Here is a 17,052-nt window from a genome sequence, read left to right on the forward strand (position 1 = left end):
TTTTTTACCTAATCCACAACCTACATGCTACACAAGTATCTCCTTGCCTTCTTGCTGCTGGTGTCCACCGCCTTTCCGGCGTTTGCTCAACTGGACACCATCCGCATCGATCTGGGCGCCAGTGCCTTTCCGAGCGCAGCCCCCTGGAACAACCTGACCGACGAAAAAGCCGGAGCCATCGAAGACCTGTTGAACCAGGCCGGACTCAACACCGGCATTTCTGTGGCAGTGACCGACGCTTTCAACGGCAACAACACCAACGGACTGCCCGCCAACGATTCGCTCTCCATCGTCGGGGAGGCGTCGCGCGACAGCTTCTTCGGCAGCAAAGTGCCGGCCGTGGGGGGCAACGAAATCACCGGGGGCGTCACCTTCTCGGGACTCGACCCGAACACCGCTTACAGCTTCGGGTTGTTTGCCTCGCGCGAAGCGACCGACAACCGCGAAACGACCTACACGGTCGAAGGTGCAACATCCGAAACCGTGAGCCTGAACGCCGCGAGCAACGTCGACAGCATGGCGCGCGTCCACAACCTCTATCCCTCGGCCGAAGGCACCATCGTGGTGACGGCCACCACCGGGGTCAACAACAACAATCCGAGTGGTTATTACTACCTCGGGGTGATCGAAGTCGCGTATGTGAATACGGCAGGGCCCGGCGAAAAAATGCTGACGCTGCTTTCGCCCAACGGCGGCGAGTGGTGGGAGGAGGGGGCACAACCCCAAATCCAGTGGCGGAGCACAAACGTGGCTACGGTCGACATTTCGTATTCGACCGACAATGGCCTTACCTGGAACGAAGTGGCTTCCGACATTCCGGGCTTTAACCAGTCGTACACCTGGACGGTGCCCGGTTTCCTTTCTGCCGAAAGCCTGGTGCGCGTGGTGGACAGCAGCGAGCCGACCGTGGGCGATACCAGCGACGCGGTGTTCAGCATCGTGGGCGACGACCCGGCGCAGTACACCATCGTGGTCATCGGTTCGTCAACGGCGGCCGGTACGGGACCTTCGTCGCTGGACAGCGCCTGGGTGTGGCGCTATCGCAACTACCTCACGCAGATGGACACCCGTTTTCAGGTAATCAACCTGGCGCAGGGTGGGTTCACAACCTACAACGTTTTGCCTACCGGGACCGCCATTTCGGGCGTGAGCCAGAGCATCGACACGGCCCGCAACATCACCAAGGCCGTGAGCTTTGTGCCCGATGCCATCATCGTCAACTTGCCTTCCAACGACGCGGTCAACAGCTATTCGGTCGCCGATCAACTGGCGAATTACGACCTGATCGCTCAAACGGCCGACTCGGCGGGTGCTTCGCTCTGGGTCACCACCACGCAACCGCGTGACCTGACCGACGCCGGGCAGATTCAGATTCAACTGGACATGCGCGATTCTACCCTCGCCCGGTTCGATTCGCTGGCGATTGATTTCTGGAGTGGCTTTGCGGAAGAGGACGGGACGTTGCTGGATGCCTACGACAGCGGCGACGGGATTCACCTGAACGACATGGCCCACCGGATTTTGTTCGAACGGGTGATCGCGAAAAACATCTACAACTACGTGCTGGATAATCCTAACCCCAACGACGATCCGGTCACTTCGCTGCGGACGCAATCGCGCGTGCCGTTGCACGTCTACCCCAACCCGGCGGCCGATCGCCTGCAGGTCAGTGTGGGTGCAACCGAGGGCGCTTTTCTGACCCACCTCCGGCTCGTAAACGCTCTGGGACAGACCGTAGCCGAGGCACAGCCGGAAACGGGCACCCGCGCGTATCAGGTCACTACGGCCGGTTTGCGGAGTGGGGTCTACTTCCTGCAGGTCGAAACCACCAAGGGCCGTTCGTCGGCCAAAGTGATTGTCAAGTAACAGCACCGCAGAGCGGCAAAGGCAGCGGGCTATCTCTCCGGAGGTAGCCCGCTTGTGGTAAAGGAGTAGCCGGACGCAGCGATCACGCCGGATTCATCAGTTCCTGAAAGCGCTCGACAAACAGCCCTACGTCGCGGCCATCGACCAGCGCGTGGTGGACGTGGATGGAAACGGGCATGGTGCGCTTTCCGTGCGCCTCCACCATCTTGCCGAACGAGACTTTCGGGCTGCTGTCCGGGTAAGAGAAACTGCGGGCGTGCGACAGGGACGTAAACCGCAGCCACGGCAGGGCAGAAAGGTGCATCACCGCCACCTCGTGGTTTGTATGGTCGGGAAACAGCGTGGTCGAGGCACGTACCTGCGCAATCGGGCCTTCGGCCTCCCGTACGAACGTCGCAAACTCTTCGTGGTAATCCAGGTACGAGAACCCGAATGTGCCGTCCGGCCGGTCGATGGTCGGCGAGGCGTGAACACGGTCGTAGACGTACACCTCCTCGTCCAGAATCCGGTAGCGAAACGGTTCCGTTTGGTTGGCCGCCGTCAGCGCATGGTGCAGGTAGGCAAGGAAAAACGAATGCCCCCGCTGCTTGGCCGTGCGGTACGCACCGGTGCAGTCGATCTCCACACAAACGCCGTGAAACGGCTCTTCGAATTTGCGGAAGAAGTGAAAGTGGTCTTTGCGCGACCAGCGATCCAGCGCGAGTCGGTGTTTCATGGCAGCAGGAAGGGAAGGATGTCGGCGATGGTGTCGACCTGCCGAAAGTGGGGATGATCGACGTGGTGCTCGATGTGCTCGTGCGCCCAGGTGGTGTGGTAAGGAATGTGAATGCCGTGCCCGCCCAGCGCCAGCACCGGCAGCACGTCGGACTTCAGCGAGTTGCCCAGCATTAGAAATTCGTCGGGGCGGATGTCGAGGTGGCGAATCAGTTTCTGAAAATCCGCCTCTTTTTTGTCGGACATGATCTCGACGTGGTGGAAATAATGCTCGATGCCCGAGTTTTTGAGTTTCCGTTCTTGGTCCAGCAGATCGCCCTTGGTGGCCACCACGAGCCGGTACCGGTCCTGCAATGCCTGCAACACCTCTTCCACGCCCTCGAGCAGTTCAATGGGCCGCGCCAGCAGCGCTTTGCCGTATGCCAGCGCCTTTTCGATCACCTCCAGGCTGACGGTCCGGTCCGTAACGCGCAGCGCCGTTTCGATCATGCTCAGCATGAAGCCCTTCACACCGTAGCCGTATAACGCCAGGTTCTGCATCTCGGTTTTGAACAGTTCCTGCCCGACGGTGTGGTGCGGCAGGTAATCTTCCAGCAGTTGGCAAAACTTCGTTTCGGCTTCCTGAAAATAGGGCTCGTTGACCCAGAGCGTGTCGTCCGCGTCGAACGCAATGACTTGAATGGCCATGACTCATTACACAAGGTTGGAGACGTGAAGGTACAGAATGGCGGGCGTTCCCTCGAAGCACCGCATCCGCCCTGTGGGGCCATGCCGTGTCAAGGGCGGATCGGATAGGATCTTCTTTTGCGATTTTAGTAATTTTTCCGGTACTTGGGGGTATCCTCCGCGATGCCGGGGCGCTCCGGCGCTGGGTTCTCTTTCGGCCATGGACGTGCTTCTCCAACGTCACGCTTATCATGCGGTATCTACTGATTCTTTTCTGGGCCGGGCTCTGGTCAGCCTTACCTGCTTCCGGGCAGTCGAGTACGCCGGACGACAGCCTGGCCCTGCAGGCGGCTATCGAGGCCGTATACCCGCTGGAGGCGGCCGATCCCGACAGGGCCGTGGCGCTTTACGATAGTTTGCAGGCGGCCTGCGTGGCGAAGGCTTACTGGGTAGGGGCAGGGCGGGCTGCGCAATACGCCGGCATTGTCGAGAGCGACCGGGGGAAGTACGACCAGGCGCTGCACCATTACCGGCAGGCCATTCCCCACTTCGAAGCCGCCCACTTCCCGACAGGCTTGGCCAGCACGCAGAACAACATGGGTGTGCAGTTTACGCTCCAGGGCCGGTGGGATAGCGCGGCCGTGCACTACGTGCGTGCCATCGAACGCTACGAAGCGCTGGCGGATACCAACGCACTGGTCATTCTTTACGGCAACACCAGCGCCGTGTTTAAGGAACTCGGCCGTTACCCGAAAGCCCTCCGCTACGCCGAAACGGGCCTGCAACTGGCCCAGGCCTTCGGCGATTCGCTGCGGCTGGCCGACGCGCTCATCAACCTCGCTACGGTCCAGCCCCAGGTGGGCCAGTCGGAGCAAGCTGCTCAGAACGGCCACCAGGCCCTGCGGATCGGCGAAGCCCTCCACGATCCTTTTGTGCAGTACCTGGCCCACAACATCCTGGCAGATTTGGCGCAGGCGCGTCACCAGCCGATGCAGGCGTTGCAACACGCCCGGCAGGCCCGGCAGTACGCGGACGCTTTCGGCGATCCGTTTCATCGGGTTACGGCCCTGAAGAACCTGGGCGCCAGCCTGTTTGAGAACCAGCGGACGGACAGCGCCCGGGTCTACCTGCAACAAGCAGCCCGGCTGGCCGCGCAGATCCATGCGTGGGACAAACTGGCCGAGACGCACCTGCTGCTCAGCGACGTGACGGCCCGCCGCCATGATTACGCGACCGCCCTGCAACACCTGCATGCGTACCGTCACCTGCACGACTCGCTCGAAAACGCCCGAACCCAACGGCTGGTGACCGAACTGGAAGCCCGCTACCAGTCCGAACAGAAAGATCGTCGCCTGGCCGAGCAGCAACTGGCGGTGGCGCAGGCGCAAAGCCGGGTGGCCCGTCAGCGGGCGCTGAACGGATGGCTGGTCGGCGGGCTGCTGTTTCTGCTCAGCGTAGGCGCGTTGCTCTACCGCACGTTCCGGCAACGGGCGGCGCTGAAAGACCAGACCATCGCGGCCCTGGAAAAACAACAAGAGGTGGAGCGGCTGCGGGCGTTGCTGGAAGGGGAAGAAAAGGAGCGGCAGCGGCTGGCCCGCGAACTGCACGACGGCATTGGAGGGCAGATGGCCCTCTTGCAGGCCAAAGCACGCGGGAAGCAAGACGTGGCGCAACTGGCCGACGAAATTCGGGACGCGAACCAGGAAATCCGACGCATTGCCCACAACCTGACACCCGGTATTTTGCAGCGGCATGGCTTCTGCAAGGCGGTCGAAACGTTTGTAGAAGAGATGAACGCCGCCCTCGTAACGCCGCAGGTCGTCTGGCAATGCTTTGGGCCGGAAGCACGCATGCCCCCGCACGTGGCGTTGCCGCTCTACCGGATCGTCCAGGAACTGGTGTACAATGCCCGAAAACACGCCGGAGCCCGGCAACTCCTGGTGCAACTGAACATCGGCGACGAGGCGCTGGACCTGACCGTGGAGGACGACGGCAACGGGCAACTGCCGCAGGCAAAAGCGAAGGGGCGGGGCATCGGTTGGTCCAACATCGAGCAGCGGGTCGCGTCGCTGGGCGCTACCCTGCACATTGAAGCCACACCGGGGCAAGGCTCTACGGTAACACTTCAGGTACCGATTTCTGCGCTGCAACATGGTTAACCTCGGCATCACCGACGATCACGAACTGGTCCGACGCGGCCTTCGCGACCTGCTGCGCCCGTCGGAACGGCTGCGGCTGTGCGCCACCTGGGATTCGGCGGTGGCCACGCAGGCCGGCATCGAAGCGGCCCGCATTGAGGTGCTGCTGCTGGACGTACACCTGCCCGATCGGCGGGGACCGGAACTGTGTCGCGTGCTGAAGGAGCGCCACCCGACGCTGCACATCCTCGGCCTGTCGACCTACGACCAGCTGATCATCGTACAAGAGATGATGGACGCCGGGGCAGGAGGCTACCTGCTGAAAAGCACGGACCTCGGCGAGATCGAAACGGCCGTGCAGACCGTCTGTGCCGGGCAGGCGTACCTGGCCCCGACCTTGGCCGAGCGCATGAGCCGCCTGGCACGGGAGCCGCGCACGCTGCGACTGACCCGGCGGGAGCAAGCCATTCTGACGCTGATCGGCGAAGAATTTACCACCAGAGAGATCGGAGAACGGCTGTGCATCACCGAGAAAACGGTAGAGACCCACCGGGCGCACCTCTACCAGAAACTGGGCGTCAAAAACGTGGCGGGGCTGGTGCGGGAAGGCATTCTCCGAGGATACATTGGGTAAAAATCAGGGAAAACCCTGATGCATCCGGACCGGAAATGGGGGTGATTTGTCCTACACAAAACTCCCATTGCCATGAAAAATGTAATTCTTCTGCTGAGTGCCCTGATGCTAACGTGCCCGGCCTCGGCGACCATCCTCACCCTCGACAATTCAGAAAACTCGGCGGCGCAGTACGCCTCCTTCGGGGCTGCCCAAAATGCTGCCTCCGCGGGCGATACCCTCCTGGTGCACCCCTCCGTCTATTCTTACGGCGACGTCAACCTCACGAAGCGCCTGGTACTCATCGGACCGGGACATGATGCAACGCAACTGAACGGGATGGAAGCCCGATTCGGGATCATAAAACTGCAGACCAACAGCAGTGGAAGCGTCATCGAATCGCTGCTCTGTAGTGCTGTGCAAGGCGATGTGTTCCAGCAGACAGACGACATCACGATCCGCAACTGCTACCTCGAATCGGGCGCGCCCGTAAAAAGTAGTTTCGGCGATGGTTCCAGTGCCGACCGCTGGCTGGTGGAAGGCAACGTGATGACGGCCACAAACTGTGGCGGATGCGCCCTCCTGAACCTGGAAACGAGCAGCGACGACTGGATCGTGCGCAACAATTTTATCCAGCTGGGGAGTAACTTCAACGGCATGCTGTTGCTGAAGGCCAACGCCACGTTCATTTTTTCGAACAATGTGGTGCTGGTACGCCAGACGAACTTCCCGGTTTTCAGGCAGGTGGCCGGGGCGCATTTCCAGAACAACATCTTCTGGATGCTGACTGATGTAACCGATTTTACTGAGGAATGCACAAATTGTTCTTTCGTGCACAACCTGTTCTATTCCCCTACGGCCACCCTCGACGCCATTCCGGGCACCAACAACGTGATGAATCAGGAGCCCCTTTTTACGCAACTCACCGCGGAGCAACCCCAGTTTGTTCACACCAACGATTATCGCCTCGCGGAAGGGTCACCGGGCAAAGCCGGCGGTACCGACGCTTCTGACCTGGGTCTCTACGGCGGCAATTACCCCTTCCGGATGGCGGGCTTTTCGCCCACGGTCCCGCGTGTTTCTTCCCTGACGCCGGCCTTTCAGTCGGTGCCCCAGGGCGGTACTGTCAACCTGCAACTCTCGGGTTTCCGAGCCGGACAATGAAACGGGGGCGCGTGTATTTTCTCCAGTGGAGCGTCCTGCTGATGCTCCTGTGTTGGTCCGGTCCGATGGCGGCACAAAGGCTGGTCGACGCCGAGTACTTTGTCGATACCGATCCGGGTGTCGGCCAGGCCACACCCCTGCAACTGGCTCCGGCCGGGCAATGGGAGAACCTTGCTCTGATGCCAAACGTCAGCACCCTCCCGCCGGGATTGCACCGGGTGTGTGTGCGGATCAGGGAAGGTCGTCAGGTCTGGAGCCAGTTCCGGTGTGGTTTCGTGCTGGTTACGCGTACGGCTACGTTCAACATCGTGGCGGCAGAATACTTCTGGAACGAAGACCCCGGCGTGGGGCAGGGCACGCCGCTGGCGTTGGAAGCAGGAGCCAGCGTGGAGACAGACCTGCAAGTGCCGACGGACGGACTAACGCCGGGACTGCACCGGTTGCACGTCCGTCTGCGCGGCGCTGACGGAGCCTGGAGTCCGTACCTGCGACGGTTGGTCTTCGTAACGGGGCAACCGGACCGGCCGGTGGTGGCGGCAGAGTATTTCTGGGATCGGGACCCGGGCGTCGGGCAGGGTATTCCGCTGGACATCCCTACCGGCGATGCGCCTGACCTCGCCTTACAAATTCCGGTCGATACCGTCGCGCAGGGGCGGCACCGGTTGTACGTACGGCTGCAAGCCCGTGACGGCGGGTGGAGTCATTACAGCAGCACGTCGGTGTCGGTCAGTGGCGTCACGGCGGTAGCCTCCCTACCCGACGGCATGGCAGTGAGTCGTCCGTACCCCAACCCGGCGCGTGCGGAGGTCACGGTCCGGCTCGCACTGCATCGGTCCTGGCGTGGGACAGTGGTGGTGTACGATGCGCTGGGGCAGGAGCTCTACCGAAACGCCACTGTGTCGTGCCCGCCCGGCACCCATGTGTTGCGCATTCCCTGCGCCGCCTGGCCCGCGGGGCTGTACCGGATCAGCCTTCAGGCGGCGGATACGCATTGGCACTACCCTTTTGTGCGGCAGTAGTTCTACTGTATCGCGACCGATAAACCGATCCTATACGCAGAGTTGCTGTTGCCGGAAACCGGGCGGATGCGTAAGGCAGCCGTCCGGTTCATTTTTTATTCGTGGCGGATGGCGTCGACCGGATCGAGGCGGGCGGCGCGCAGGGCCGGGTAGGTTCCGAACACCACGCCGATCAGCAGTGCCAGGCCGGCAATAAACCCCAGGGTGGAAGCCGTAAACGCGACCTGAAAAGGTGCTTCGGTGATGTGCCGGAGAACGGCCACCAGCACCAGCGACCCCAGCATGCCGACAATCAGCCCGAGTAGGCTGCCAAAGCCGGAAATGGTAACCGATTCGGAGAGGAATTGCAGTAGAATGTCGCGCCGCTTGGCGCCGGTGGCCTTCCGAATGCCGATTTCCATCGTACGCTCCGTGACCGAAATCAACATCACGTTCATCACGCCGATGCCGCCCACCAGTACCGAAAGGCCCGTGATGAATCCCATGACCAGCCGGAAGATGAGAAAGCCCCGGTTGGCTTGTTGGACGCGCCCTTCGTTTGTGCTTACAAAAAAATCGTCTGCCTGGTCCGGAAACTGGCTGCGCAAGTGTGCTTCTGCCGCGGCTTGGTAAACCGGAACGTCCTCGACCGTGGGGGCTTCCAGAAAGACCTGCGGCGGATTCTTGCGAAGTTCGTCTTCCGAAAAGAGTGTTATCGGCAAGTAAGCTTGTGCCAAGGTGCCATCGCCGGCGAACAGGCCCACCACCCGGAAGGTCTCGCCGCGCAGGGAAAGCGTTTGGCCTACGACGGTTTCCGGGGCGGCCGTGCCGACCAGTTGGCGCGCCAGGGCGCGGTTCACCACCACCACCGGGCGGTGCGCCCGCACGTCGGCTTCTGTAAAGAGTTCGCCGGCTTCCACTTCGACGTGGGGCGGGAAAGGAGCGGTGGTCCCCATGGCGATCAGGCCCAGGCGTCGGGTGGTATCGGGCAGCAGCAGTTCCGTCGGCTGTCGGATGTACAGATTGCCCTGGATCGGCTGCGGCAGCGACGTCATCAGCTTCTGAAAGCGCTCGTAGTTGAGGTACGGATACGTGTCCTTGGCAATGCGCACGTGATCGACCTCCCTGGTCGTCTGACTCCCCACGATAATGTGCCGTAGCGATGTGGTGGAAACCTGCTCGTGGGCGTAGGATTCCATTCCGTCGATGAGCGACAAGATGCCGACCAGCGCCGCCACGCCGATTACGATGCCCAGCACAGACAGCATAGTGTGTAAAAAATGCGTGCGGATGTTGTGCAACGCCAGGGCAAACGAGGTAAGGACGGTTTTCAGCATGGGGCAGAGGGTGAGGTAAGAAAGGTAGGCAAAACGAGCCAAAAGGACAGCAAGCGTGCGGGAAAAGGTGATACCTGCCTCACCGAAAAGTCCGTGCGACATTGTTACCGCAGTGTCAAAAAAGGATGCCTGTGCTGTAGTGCCGTGCCTGGATTGGCGCCAGGCCAACAACTTTTTTCGTGCCGGATCAGTATACGTTTGGGTACGTTCTCGGGACCGTGACGACAAGGCTGATTTTCACGAGTTTACAGAAGCGAAACGCAGAGCACAAGCTGCTGTGAGGTAGTGATGCAGAAGCCAGTTTGCCTTGGCCCCGGTGCCCAAACTACGTGCGTAGGCGATCCGCCGGGCGGTTCCCCTACGACGCAGCCCACTCCGACCAGAAGGGAAAGGAATTTATCTTCCTTATTTCATAGGTAATAAAATAGAGATAATTGATCTTTTTTGATGGTATTGTCGATTCAAACTCCCAAATTGCAAGACTGAGCCCTTATTTTTTACTTAAAAGTTTCATCTTATGAAGAAAGTGTCCTTTATCCTGCTGTCCGCTTTGTTCCTGGCCGGTCCTGCCTGGGCGCAGCGCGTGTGCGCCACCATGGAAGCGCTGGATCGTATTGAGGCGGAAAACCCGGAGGTCTCGGAGCAGATGCGTCGTATTGAGCAGTTTACGCAGCAGTACGTGCAGCAAATGCGCAATCCGAAAGGCCTGCAAACGCTTGCCGACGAGGTCTACACCATTCCGGTCGTGGTGCATGTCGTCTATCGTACCGATGCGGAAAACATCACCACCAGTCAGATTCAGTCGCAGCTCAACGTGCTGAACAAAGACTTTCGCCGCTTGAACGCCGACTACGGGAACACTCCTTCAGAATTTGCGGGGCGGGTCGCCGATGCCAAAATCGAATTTGCGCTGGCCAAGGTCAGCCCCGGCGGAAAACCCACGTCGGGCATCACCCGCACCAAAACGACCCGCACTTCTTTCAGCTCGGACGACCGCGTCAAGTCGACCGCGCAGGGCGGCCGCAACGCCTGGCCTGCCGACAAGTACCTGAACATCTGGGTCTGTAAGCTCAGCGGCGGCCTGCTGGGCTATGCACAGTTTCCGGGCGGTCCGGCCTCGACCGACGGGGTGGTCATCAACTACACGGCGTTTGGCACCAACGGCACCGCCGCCGCTCCTTTCAACAAAGGGCGGACCGCTACGCACGAAGTTGGCCACTACCTGAACCTGCGCCACATCTGGGGTGATGGCGGATGCGGTGCCAGCGATTACGTCTCGGATACGCCCGACGACGACGGGCCGAACTACGGCTGTCCTTCGCACCCCATTTCTTCGTGCGGCGTGCGCTCCATGTTTATGAACTACATGGATTACGTCGACGACGCCTGCATGTACATGTTCACGACCGGCCAGAAAACCCGCATGCGGGCGGTGTTGGCCGCCGGAGGGGCACGTGGTTCGCTGGTCGGCAATGCCGGGGGTGGCAGCAGCAACACCCCGACTTATTGCGCCTCGCAGGGAAACAGCACCGCAGACGAATGGCTCAACCGGGTGAAGGTCGGCAGCATCAACAAACTGTCCGGCGACAACGGCGGATATGTGGACTTTACTACAACTTCAGCGAACCTGACCAAAGGAAATTCTTACAGCCTGACCCTGACACCGGCCTGGTCGGGCACGGTCTATGGCGAGGGCTATGCGGCCTGGATCGACTACAACCAGGATGGCGACTTCGACGACAGCGGCGAGCGGGTGTACAGCCGCAGCAGCACGACGGCTACCTCGGTTACGGGGTCGTTTGTGGTGCCGAGCGGTGCCAAAACCGGTTCGACGCGGATGCGTGTCGCGATGAAATACAACGGTACGCCCCAGCCCTGCGAAAGCTTTGCCTACGGAGAGGTAGAGGACTATACCGTGGTGATCGGGACCGGTGGAACGCGTTCCGCCGAAGCTACTGCCGAGCCGGTTGTGCGCTACTATCCTAATCCGGCCCGCGAAAGCCTTACCATGGAAGTGACGTTGCCCGACGAGGGAACTCCGGGCATGGCCACGCCATTGGCGGTGGAAGTCTTCAACACCAGCGGACAACGGGTCGACGCCTTTACCTGGACTGCCCCTACGGGCCAGTCGGTGCGGACGATCGACATCCAGGCCTGGCCGGCCGGGCTTTACCTGATTCGCATGGAAGGCGACCGGTTGCGAACCACCGAGCGGATCACGGTCGTGAAGTAAAAGCAAGCAACATAGTATCCCTCGAAAAAAGCGCGGCACTCCCGCGCTTTTTTCGTATGCTATTGCGCAAACGAAGCCTTGAGGAAATGACTGCACGTACAGAAGAAACACGCAACCGGGGAAAGCATCCGAGCGACGAGAAACTATTCAGCGCGAAGTGGCACCCCGCTCTGAAAGAAGCCGTCGACGACCTGGAATTCCTGCTGGAGCGGGGCTACGGCAGTGCGTCGGCTCTGCAACTGGTGGGCAATCGGTACCGGCTCAACAAACGGCAACAGGAAGCCGTGTTGCGCATGAGCGCGTCTGCCCAAGAAGCCGAGCTGCGTCGACTGAAGGCCTGTAGTCCGGCGGCACTGGCCGGAGCCACGGTCGCCATTGACGGATTCAACCAGCTCATTCTGCTGGAAAGCATCCTGTCGGGAGCCTACGTTTTCGGCTGCCGGGACGGCACCATCCGCGACATTTCCAGTGTGCACGGTTCGTACAAACGGGTCGTCAAAACCGAAGATGCCGCCCGGACCATCGGGGAGGCGTTGCAGGAGCTACGGGTCGCGCAGGTCGCGTGGTGGCTGGATGCGCCCATTTCCAACAGCGGGCGGCTCAAGTCCTTTTTGCGGGACATCGGGCAGGCGTATGGGTATCCGTGGGAACTGGAACTGGCCAACAACCCCGATCTGGTGCTGGCCGAAAGCGACGATATCGTGATCACTTCCGACGGCTGGATTCTGGATCGTGCCGACCGGTGGTTCAATTTTGGAGCGTATCTGGTCGAGCGGCAGAAAGTACACCCCCAACTCATCCGTGTGTAAATCGTGCTTTCCCGAAGAGACATACGTCGACGCCCCTGTGGCCGGAAAGGCTTTCTCGCACCACCGCCTGCGTTGTCGAAGGGCGTTCAGGCGTGACTAGCGAAGTCAACTCACCCGCGAAATGCTGCGCAGATCCGACGCGAGCTGGCGGACCACTTCGCGGTTGTCGGGATCGTACACCCAATAGTTGTCGAACAAATCCACAATTTCGGGGTTGGTCTTGGCGCCGGCCAGCGTGAGGCTGTGGAAACGCGTCCCGGTCTTCTGTTTTTTGTGCATCTGCCGGACGATGTCTTCCCGAATGTCGTACATCACGAAATCGGAGACCATCAGCACATCGGCGTCTTCGTAGTCTTTGTCGTCCAGCATCCGCAGCGCTTCGTGCATCGCCGGCGAAATGTCGGTCCCTCCGTCGAAGCGGCGGTTCAGAAAGTCGACGATCTTGTCCATCGACGTTTCCAGTTCCATCAGGTTGATCGTGTGCAGCCCTACCGAAAACGAGATCAGGTAGGCGTGGCGGCGTTCGCGGGCGGCCATTTTGAGTACGGCAAAGCAAAGCACCTTGGCAATGTGTTCGGGCGTGCCTTCCATCGAGCCGCTGGTGTCGATGCAAATGATGAACGGCCCGCGCTCCTGCGCTTTTTGCTGGGCTTGTTGCTCGTAGAGCATGTCCCGTCCCTTCACAGCCTGTTCGCCCTGGTACTGGAACGTGAGGAGTCGCTTTTCGAGGTATTTTTTGAAGAAAAGAGTTTCGGTGACGGGCGTGCCGAGCAAGGCCGCTTCGGTGGGAAGGACGTTCGGCAGGTCGTCGCTTTCGTGAACGCCGCTGATTTCGCCGCGCAGGCCGGGCACGGTTTTCCACTCGCTTTTCGAGATGGCGCGGGCGTAGAGCTGTTCGTCGAGTTCGGTTTCGGCGTCGCGCCAGCGGCCCAGCAGTTGCGCCAGTTGCCGGATGCCGTGCTCATTCTGCAAAATTTCGGCGTAGCGTTCCAGCACGTTGAACGTGTGCTTCTTCCACAAGCCTTTGTCGAGGTCCCAAAACCGACCGACGTCGAGCGTAAACGGCGCGATGAGGTCGAGCAGCTTCTGAAATTCTTCCACCTTCTGGTACAGCAGTTGGCTGAATTCTTCGCGTTCCTCTTCCATGCGTTCCATCTCGTAGCGCAGGCTGCGGGCGATCAGCAGCGCTTCCCACTGCGTCAGCAGGTCCTGAATGATCCGTTCGATGGGGTGTTGCCAGTCCATCCCGTGTTCCCGGTAGGCCGCATCGAGCCGTTGGAGAAAGGCTTTCCGGTCGCGGAACGTATCGTCGAACCGTTCCTGGTAAAAAAGGACGTCCAGCTCTTCGCGCGTATAGTTTTCCTTCAGAAACTGGGTGAGGTGATACCACGTCTCGGCAAAAATGCGCAGCGGCCGTTCCTGCCACGACCCTAGCCGCCGGAACTCTTCCTGGTAGGGATTCTCCGTCTTGACACGCTGGTGCGTCTTCCGCATCCACTGCAACGTGTCCTGCACCACCTGCGTCGCCAGTGCGTCGTGCTGCCCTAACACCTGAAGCGTCGTCTCGTGCGAAAACACCCGGTCGAGGGTTTCTTTCAACAGATCGAACTCTGCCGACGGAGCCGCCAGCGCTTCCAGTTCGCCGCCGGGGTGGTTGAACCGATGCAGCAGGTAGCGCACGAGGTAACGGCGCGTGCCTTTGTCGAGCAGCGCCCCGAACTCAATAAACTGTTTAAAATCGTCTTCTTTCAAAATACGTGGGTCAATCAGGTAGCCTTCCTCAAAGGAAACACGAACCGCCCGGAATAGTTGACGACGTGCCTACGTTTTTAAAATCTGTCGGCAAACAAAAAACAGTATACTTTTTGCAAAACCGCTTCTTTACGAGTGCAGCCCGCCACCCTCGTGGATGAGGTCGGATCGTGGGAGGAGGTAGAAGTTAGGCGATCCGCCCGCTGGCTCTTGACGCACAATCTTGTCACGAAATGCTGTACTGTAACCCTTTGCCCGATTCTGACCCTACTACGGAATGAACAACTCTTTTTGGCATCAACTCTTGTGTGGCCTGGTGCTGGCGTGCCTGAGCGGCGCTCCCGTTCTCGCCCAGTCGTCGCCGCCGATCCCCTACGATACGTCCTTTACACCGCAGTCGACCTACCTGAAAGAGCGAAAAAACTTTCCGAACGTCGAACTGGTGACGCCGCAATTGCCCCGGGGCGTGGCGTGGGAAAAGGACGTCGTCTACCGGGAAATCAAAGACACACCGTACGGCGACCGGCAACTGCACGCCGACATTTTTCATCCGAAAAAGACGGCGGCCGGACCCTACCCGGCGGTGCTGCTGATCCACGGCGGTGGCTGGCGGTCGGGTAGTAAATTCAACCTGATTCCGATGGCGCAGCAACTGGCTGCGGCCGGGTACGTCACGCTGGCGGTCGAGTACCGTCTCGCGCTGGAAGCACTGTATCCCGCCTCCCTCGTCGACATCAAAGCGGCGATTCGCTGGCTCCGCGCCCACGCCAGGGAGTACCACGTCGATCCGGAAAAAATCGCGGTGCTGGGCTGTTCGTCGGGGGCGCAGGTGGTGACGCTGATCGGCACGACCCCGAGCGATCCGCAATTTGAGGGAGGGGCGTACCCGGACCAGTCGAGCGACGTGCAGGCCATCGTCAACATCGATGGTGTGGTGTCGTTCATCCATCCCGAAGCCGAAGCCGAGGTAAAAGGCAATTCGGCCAGCACCTGGCTGGGGGCGCGCTACGAAGAAAATCCGACGCTCTGGACAGCCGCTTCTCCGTTGGAGCACGTCAGCGCACAAACGCCGCCGATCCTGTTCGTGAACAGTTCGATTCCCCGGTTCCACGCGGGCCGCGACGATTTCTTCCAAAAATTAGATGCGTACGGCACGTACCACGAAGTCCACACCCTGCCCGACACGCCCCATCCGTTCTGGCTGTTGCATCCCTGGTTCAAACCGACCGTCGGCTACGTCCGCGGCTTTTTGGATAAGGTCTTTAAGGAGTAGGTGATTGATGAACCAGGATTTGATCAGGGTACAAAGCGCACGTAGTCTCTACTAACCACAACAAAAGGATATCACCAATTACCTCATCATGCTATATAACCGTCTCTTCCTTGTCTGCGCTATTAGCTTCTGGATCGCGTGTTTTACTGTTCCGGCTTCCGCCCAAAATCCCGGCTATCAAACCGAATTTACGGTGGCGCAGGACGGCAGCGGTGACTTTACCCGTATTCAGGAGGCCATCGATGCCACCAAGGCTTTTCCCGATGAGCCCATCACGATTCGGCTCAAAAAGGGGGTCTACAAAGAGAAGGTGCGCGTGTATTCCTGGAATACGAAACTGTCGCTGATCGGAGAAGATCGGGAAAACACGGTCATCACCTACGACGACTATTTCGACAAGATCAACCTCGGGCGGAACAGCACATTTCACACCTACACGCTTCAGGTGGAGGCCAACGATTTTCGCCTGGAAAACGTCACGGTCGAAAACACGGCGGGTCCGGTGGGGCAAGCCGTGGCGTTGCACGTGGAAGGTGACCGCTGCGTGTTCGTTAATTGTGCGTTCAAAGGCAACCAGGATACCGTTTACCTGGCGGGCGAGCGGTCGCGCGACTATTTCCGCAACTGTTATATCGACGGCACGACCGACTTTATTTTCGGGGAGGCGACGGCCTGGTTCGAAGCGTGTGAAATCCGGGCGAAGAGCGATTCGTACATCACCGCCGCCTCCACCGTGGAAGGACGTCCCTATGGTTTTGTGTTTCACGAATGCGACATTACGGCTGCGCCTGACGTGAAACAGGTGTACCTGGGGCGGCCCTGGCGGCAGTTTGCCCGCACTGTTTTTCTTGAATGCAACTTGCAGGCCCCCATCGCCCCGGAAGGGTGGAAGGCGTGGAGCAACAAAGACGACAAGCAAACCACGTTCTACGCGGAATATGCGTCACAAGGCCCCGGTGCGCAACCCAAGCAGCGCATTGCCTGGTCGCATCAGCTTTCCAAAGCGGACGCCGCCGCTTACACCCCCGAAAAGATTCTGGAAGGGTGGATGCCGGAGGCGGCTAAGCCCTGATTACATCACCTGAGCAATTTGCAGGTGGTTGCCGCACGTATCCTCAAAAACCGCCAGTTTGGCCGTGCCCATTTCGGTGGGCGGCACGCTGAACACGACGCCCCGCTGTTGCAGCCGTTCGTACGTCTGTTGCACGTCGTCGACCTGGAATGTCGTGTAGGGAATACCCGCTTCGAATAAGGCGCGCTGGTATACCTGGGCCGGTGCAAAACCCATGGGTTCCAGGAGGAGTTCTGTGCCGTCGCGCTCTTCTGGGGAAACAACCGTGAGCCAGCGGTGTTCGCCCATCGGAATCTCGGTTTTTTTAACGAAGCCCAACACGTCGGTATAGAAGCGGAGCGCTTTTTCCTGATCGTCGACGGGGACACTGGTGAGGTTGATTTTCATAAAGGGGCAAGGGGTTACGTGCTCCGCAAA

General features: G+C 59.9%; 14 protein-coding genes. 9 read left to right on the forward strand and 5 right to left on the reverse strand.

Translation table 11 applies throughout. The features are described 5' to 3' along the window. Positions 1 to 24: 24 nt before the first annotated feature. Complete coding sequence (locus tag BLR44_RS20765) at positions 25 to 1,866, forward strand: SGNH/GDSL hydrolase family protein (RefSeq protein WP_089685700.1); 1,842 nt, start codon at positions 25 to 27, stop codon at positions 1,864 to 1,866. Between the two features lie 82 nt (positions 1,867 to 1,948). Here BLR44_RS20765 and BLR44_RS20770 read toward each other — a convergent pair whose 3' ends face one another. Together BLR44_RS20770 and BLR44_RS20775 are read right to left on the reverse strand one after the other, a co-directional pair. Continuing rightward, the gene (locus tag BLR44_RS20770; protein ID WP_089685702.1) at positions 1,949 to 2,581 is read right to left on the reverse strand and encodes a chloramphenicol acetyltransferase; all 633 of its coding nucleotides are present in this window, start codon (positions 2,579 to 2,581) and stop codon (positions 1,949 to 1,951) included. Then, a complete protein-coding gene (locus tag BLR44_RS20775) occupies positions 2,578 to 3,267 on the reverse strand; it encodes an HAD family hydrolase (RefSeq protein ID WP_089685704.1) in 690 nt (229 codons plus the stop codon). Before BLR44_RS20775 ends, BLR44_RS20770 begins: the two co-directional genes overlap by 4 nt. 230 nt (positions 3,268 to 3,497) lie before the next feature. On the opposite strand from BLR44_RS20775, the gene BLR44_RS29285 reads away from it, so the two are divergent. The 4 genes from BLR44_RS29285 to BLR44_RS20795 all read left to right on the forward strand — a co-directional run bounded on the left by BLR44_RS29285 (position 3,498) and on the right by BLR44_RS20795 (position 8,180). Then, positions 3,498 to 5,405, forward strand: a complete 1,908-nt coding sequence (locus BLR44_RS29285) for a tetratricopeptide repeat protein (protein WP_089685706.1) — start codon at positions 3,498 to 3,500, stop codon at positions 5,403 to 5,405. After that, a complete protein-coding gene (locus BLR44_RS20785) occupies positions 5,398 to 6,018 on the forward strand; it encodes a response regulator (protein WP_089685708.1) in 621 nt (206 codons plus the stop codon). The genes BLR44_RS29285 and BLR44_RS20785 overlap by 8 nt, the downstream gene beginning before the upstream one ends. Positions 6,019 to 6,090: 72 nt before the next feature. After that, positions 6,091 to 7,161 (forward strand): right-handed parallel beta-helix repeat-containing protein, encoded by a 1,071-nt coding sequence (locus BLR44_RS20790; protein WP_089685710.1) that lies wholly within the window; start codon positions 6,091 to 6,093, stop codon positions 7,159 to 7,161. After that, positions 7,158 to 8,180 carry a T9SS type A sorting domain-containing protein gene (locus BLR44_RS20795; RefSeq protein WP_089685712.1) on the forward strand — a complete coding sequence of 341 codons (1,023 nt, stop codon included), beginning with the start codon at positions 7,158 to 7,160 and terminating at the stop codon, positions 8,178 to 8,180. The genes BLR44_RS20790 and BLR44_RS20795 overlap by 4 nt, the downstream gene beginning before the upstream one ends. A 95-nt stretch (positions 8,181 to 8,275) precedes the next feature. Here the strand turns inward: BLR44_RS20795 and BLR44_RS20800 are convergent, their stop codons facing one another. Beyond that, positions 8,276 to 9,496, reverse strand: coding sequence for an ABC transporter permease (locus BLR44_RS20800; protein ID WP_089685928.1), 1,221 nt, complete (start codon positions 9,494 to 9,496; stop codon positions 8,276 to 8,278). A 517-nt stretch (positions 9,497 to 10,013) separates the two neighbouring features. On the opposite strand from BLR44_RS20800, the gene BLR44_RS28930 reads away from it, so the two are divergent. Together BLR44_RS28930 and BLR44_RS20810 are read left to right on the forward strand one after the other, a co-directional pair. Further along, positions 10,014 to 11,729: a GEVED domain-containing protein gene (locus BLR44_RS28930; RefSeq protein ID WP_176956145.1), complete on the forward strand. Its 1,716-nt coding sequence runs from the start codon at positions 10,014 to 10,016 to the stop codon at positions 11,727 to 11,729. 86 nt (positions 11,730 to 11,815) lie between these two features. Further along, the gene (locus BLR44_RS20810) at positions 11,816 to 12,538 is read left to right on the forward strand and encodes a DUF434 domain-containing protein (RefSeq protein ID WP_089685714.1); all 723 of its coding nucleotides are present in this window, start codon (positions 11,816 to 11,818) and stop codon (positions 12,536 to 12,538) included. 105 nt (positions 12,539 to 12,643) lie between these two features. Here the strand turns inward: BLR44_RS20810 and BLR44_RS20815 are convergent, their stop codons facing one another. After that, positions 12,644 to 14,290: a VWA domain-containing protein gene (locus BLR44_RS20815; protein ID WP_089685716.1), complete on the reverse strand. Its 1,647-nt coding sequence runs from the start codon at positions 14,288 to 14,290 to the stop codon at positions 12,644 to 12,646. A 277-nt stretch (positions 14,291 to 14,567) separates the two neighbouring features. On the opposite strand from BLR44_RS20815, the gene BLR44_RS20820 reads away from it, so the two are divergent. Both BLR44_RS20820 and BLR44_RS20825 read left to right on the forward strand, forming a co-directional pair. Further along, positions 14,568 to 15,563, forward strand: coding sequence for an alpha/beta hydrolase (locus BLR44_RS20820; RefSeq protein WP_089685718.1), 996 nt, complete (start codon positions 14,568 to 14,570; stop codon positions 15,561 to 15,563). 88 nt (positions 15,564 to 15,651) lie between these two features. Next, on the forward strand, positions 15,652 to 16,635 hold the full coding sequence (locus BLR44_RS20825; protein ID WP_089685721.1) for a pectinesterase family protein: 984 nt from the start codon (positions 15,652 to 15,654) through the stop codon (positions 16,633 to 16,635). Here the strand turns inward: BLR44_RS20825 and BLR44_RS20830 are convergent, their stop codons facing one another. Next, positions 16,636 to 17,022 (reverse strand): VOC family protein, encoded by a 387-nt coding sequence (locus tag BLR44_RS20830; protein ID WP_089685723.1) that lies wholly within the window; start codon positions 17,020 to 17,022, stop codon positions 16,636 to 16,638. Positions 17,023 to 17,052: the final 30 nt, after the last annotated feature.

The sequence above is a fragment of the Catalinimonas alkaloidigena genome (genome assembly GCF_900100765.1).
GTDB classification, from domain to species: Bacteria; Bacteroidota; Bacteroidia; order Cytophagales; family Flexibacteraceae; genus Mooreia; species Mooreia alkaloidigena.

Bases quoted from the DNA above. Each gene is read 5' to 3' on its own strand.
- BLR44_RS20765 (WP_089685700.1), top strand. From the start codon at position 25: ATGCTACACAAGTATCTCCTTGCCTTCTTGCTGCTGGTGTCCACCGCC.
- BLR44_RS20770 (WP_089685702.1), bottom strand. From the start codon at position 2,581: ATGAAACACCGACTCGCGCTGGATCGCTGGTCGCGCAAAGACCACTTT.
- BLR44_RS20775 (WP_089685704.1), bottom strand. From the start codon at position 3,267: ATGGCCATTCAAGTCATTGCGTTCGACGCGGACGACACGCTCTGGGTC.
- BLR44_RS29285 (WP_089685706.1), top strand. From the start codon at position 3,498: ATGCGGTATCTACTGATTCTTTTCTGGGCCGGGCTCTGGTCAGCCTTA.
- BLR44_RS20785 (WP_089685708.1), top strand. From the start codon at position 5,398: ATGGTTAACCTCGGCATCACCGACGATCACGAACTGGTCCGACGCGGC.
- BLR44_RS20790 (WP_089685710.1), top strand. From the start codon at position 6,091: ATGAAAAATGTAATTCTTCTGCTGAGTGCCCTGATGCTAACGTGCCCG.
- BLR44_RS20795 (WP_089685712.1), top strand. From the start codon at position 7,158: ATGAAACGGGGGCGCGTGTATTTTCTCCAGTGGAGCGTCCTGCTGATG.
- BLR44_RS20800 (WP_089685928.1), bottom strand. From the start codon at position 9,496: ATGCTGAAAACCGTCCTTACCTCGTTTGCCCTGGCGTTGCACAACATC.
- BLR44_RS28930 (WP_176956145.1), top strand. From the start codon at position 10,014: ATGAAGAAAGTGTCCTTTATCCTGCTGTCCGCTTTGTTCCTGGCCGGT.
- BLR44_RS20810 (WP_089685714.1), top strand. From the start codon at position 11,816: ATGACTGCACGTACAGAAGAAACACGCAACCGGGGAAAGCATCCGAGC.
- BLR44_RS20820 (WP_089685718.1), top strand. From the start codon at position 14,568: ATGAACAACTCTTTTTGGCATCAACTCTTGTGTGGCCTGGTGCTGGCG.
- BLR44_RS20825 (WP_089685721.1), top strand. From the start codon at position 15,652: ATGCTATATAACCGTCTCTTCCTTGTCTGCGCTATTAGCTTCTGGATC.
- BLR44_RS20830 (WP_089685723.1), bottom strand. From the start codon at position 17,022: ATGAAAATCAACCTCACCAGTGTCCCCGTCGACGATCAGGAAAAAGCG.